Annotated in this window: 2 protein-coding genes; one reads left to right on the top strand and one right to left on the bottom strand. The window is 61.6% G+C overall.

Annotation, left to right across the window (positions count from 1 at the left end; genetic code table 11):
- Positions 1 to 200: 200 nt before the first annotated feature.
- Positions 201 to 1,223, bottom strand: coding sequence for a CHAD domain-containing protein (locus tag BGN95_RS04880; RefSeq protein ID WP_286771809.1), 1,023 nt, complete (start codon positions 1,221 to 1,223; stop codon positions 201 to 203).
- A 704-nt stretch (positions 1,224 to 1,927) separates the two neighbouring features.
- On the opposite strand from BGN95_RS04880, the gene BGN95_RS04875 reads away from it, so the two are divergent.
- Positions 1,928 to 2,230, top strand: a 303-nt coding sequence (locus BGN95_RS04875; RefSeq protein WP_286771808.1) for a DUF308 domain-containing protein, incomplete at its 3' end; no start/stop codon positions are given.

Raw genomic sequence — 2,230 nt, 5'->3', positions numbered from 1 at the left:
GCTTGTCACCCGCAAATCGGTGATGGGCGACTTCGTCCCGTCGCGGACACTGATCTGGCTGACCATTGCCGCCGCCGCCGTGATGGGGATCGCCTCGGTCGCCACGATCATCGATGCCGTACCCCGGAACGTCATCGCTGGCCGACATATCGGTAACATTGGATGATGGCGAAAGCCCGGGCGACAGGCGAGAGCGTCAATTATGCCGCCGGCAACGGATCCACGCACCAAAACCTTCCGGCCTCGATCAGCCGGTCATAACCACGCGCCGCGCGCCGCAGCAATTTCCTGTTGTGCCTGCGATGCTGGTGGCGCCTCTTGCGAGCGCCGGCATCGGATTTGAGCACTCGCCACTCGAGATCGAGGTCGTTGAGCTCGCCGAGGCTGTCCTGCAGCACGCTTAACGCGGCGGCAAACGTCGAATAGCGCCGCGCCGCTTCCGCCGCCGGGAACAACGACACGAAAAACTCCGACGCGTAGCGCAGCTTCTTGGCTGTCATGCGCACCTTGTGGCGTCGCCTGGGGCCGAGTTTGGCCAGGCCTTTGCCGCAACGCTTGAGCCGTTTGCGGAGCTTGCGCAACGCATTACCGGCGAACGACGTTGCATCGTCCGGATCGCCAGCGACCGTTGACCGAACCCGCCAGGCACCAACCGCGAGCCATTCGGCGAGATCGAGCATCAGTCCCCGGACACGCGATGAGGCGAGGTCGACCCGAAGTGCAGCCATCGCACGCTCCCGAGCTTCGCGGAGCCCGAGCCCGGCCTGTTCATCCGCATGCGGGATAAGCACATCTAAATTGCGCACCTCGCCCAGCCGTCCCGTAAGCCAGCGCAGTTCGATCTCGAGCAGTGGTGCCTCTGAATCGTGAGCCAGCAATGGCCCGTAAAGCCAGAATGCCGTGCGCAGGCGCCGGAGCGCGACCCGCGCCTGATGCACCGCTTCAACTTCAGCGTTCTTGACCAGCAGCATTTCATTGAGCCGAAACTGAAGCAGGCAGGAATGGGTAATAGCGGCAAATGCCTCACTCGCATTCGCGTTGCGTTCAAGCTGGATCGGCTCGGCACGAGCGGGGGTTGTCATCCCTCCGCCGAGTAGCCGATACCCGCGCTCAGACTTTGAGAGCACTGCAATGCGGACCGGCACCCGGCTCGCGATCTCGCGCGCGGTGTCGAACGGGATTCGGGCCGATCCCTCGTGCAACTCCAGCTCGATCTCGCGCAATGGCACGACATGCCGTGCAGGAAGCCGGCGTGAATGACCATTCTGTCCGAGAGTTGACACCGTCCGAGACCGCCGCCTGCCATCCCGGCTGAAGGTTGGGAGAGCGTGAACCGGCACCGCATCCGCTGGCCCGTCGTCTTGACGAGATTGGCGAGGGCATGTGGTGGATAAGTGACCGTGGTCGAGATGACCGGCCCCCAGCCATCCCATCCGTACCACCGGCTTTTGCCCTCCCAGCCGATCCAAAGCGGCATCAGCTGGTCGAGCTTGGTTCGACGTGTGACCTGAAAATACGGGCCCTCGTAGACATCGCCGTTGAGCAACGTTGCCGTCAACATGCCGTGCATCCTGCCTTCCGCACGCCAGGAGAAACTTGCCTGAATGGGAGCCGGGATCGGGTCGTCGAATCCGACGTCGCTTGTGGCGCATGCGGTTACCAGCAACGCGCTGCCTGCGCTCGACAAAAGACAGGCGAGACAATGCTGCATGTTCATTCCTCCGCGCGGCGGTGGCGAGACGCAGATGATGTGCGCGCGACGAAGATTGGAACATCAGGATTCATACGGAGAGACGCGGAACTATTGTGCGACTTTCACTGACGGCATCCCGAGGAACATTCTTTTGTCGTCGATCAGGAGATTTACGCACAGCGGCCACCCTGCCGAATGGCTATGATTTCACGCATTGCAATCGGAGGAAATGTGATGGGCGCCGATATATTCGCGGGAGAAACTCAAAGATCCGTTGATCGAACCAGGAGGTGGTTTTTCGGCGTCGGTGCCGCGCTTGCGATGCTGGGATTTATCGCCTCGGCAAACCTCATGCTCGCCGCGATCGCGGCAATCTATATCGTGGCAGCCGCGATGTTCGCCGGCGGTCTCCTCATGTTTCTTCATGGCTTTGGCATGAGGCACTGGGACTGGGCAATTCCATGGGTCTTGTGCGGTGTGCTCTACGCGGGGGCCGCCATCGCCATCCTCTATTATCCCTTGCGCGCGGCAAATTAT

The organism is Sphingomonas sp. 66-10 (assembly GCF_001897045.1).
GTDB lineage: Bacteria > Pseudomonadota > Alphaproteobacteria > Sphingomonadales > Sphingomonadaceae > Sphingomonas > Sphingomonas lycopersici.
This window is presented reverse-complemented; position numbering and strand designations above follow the sequence as displayed.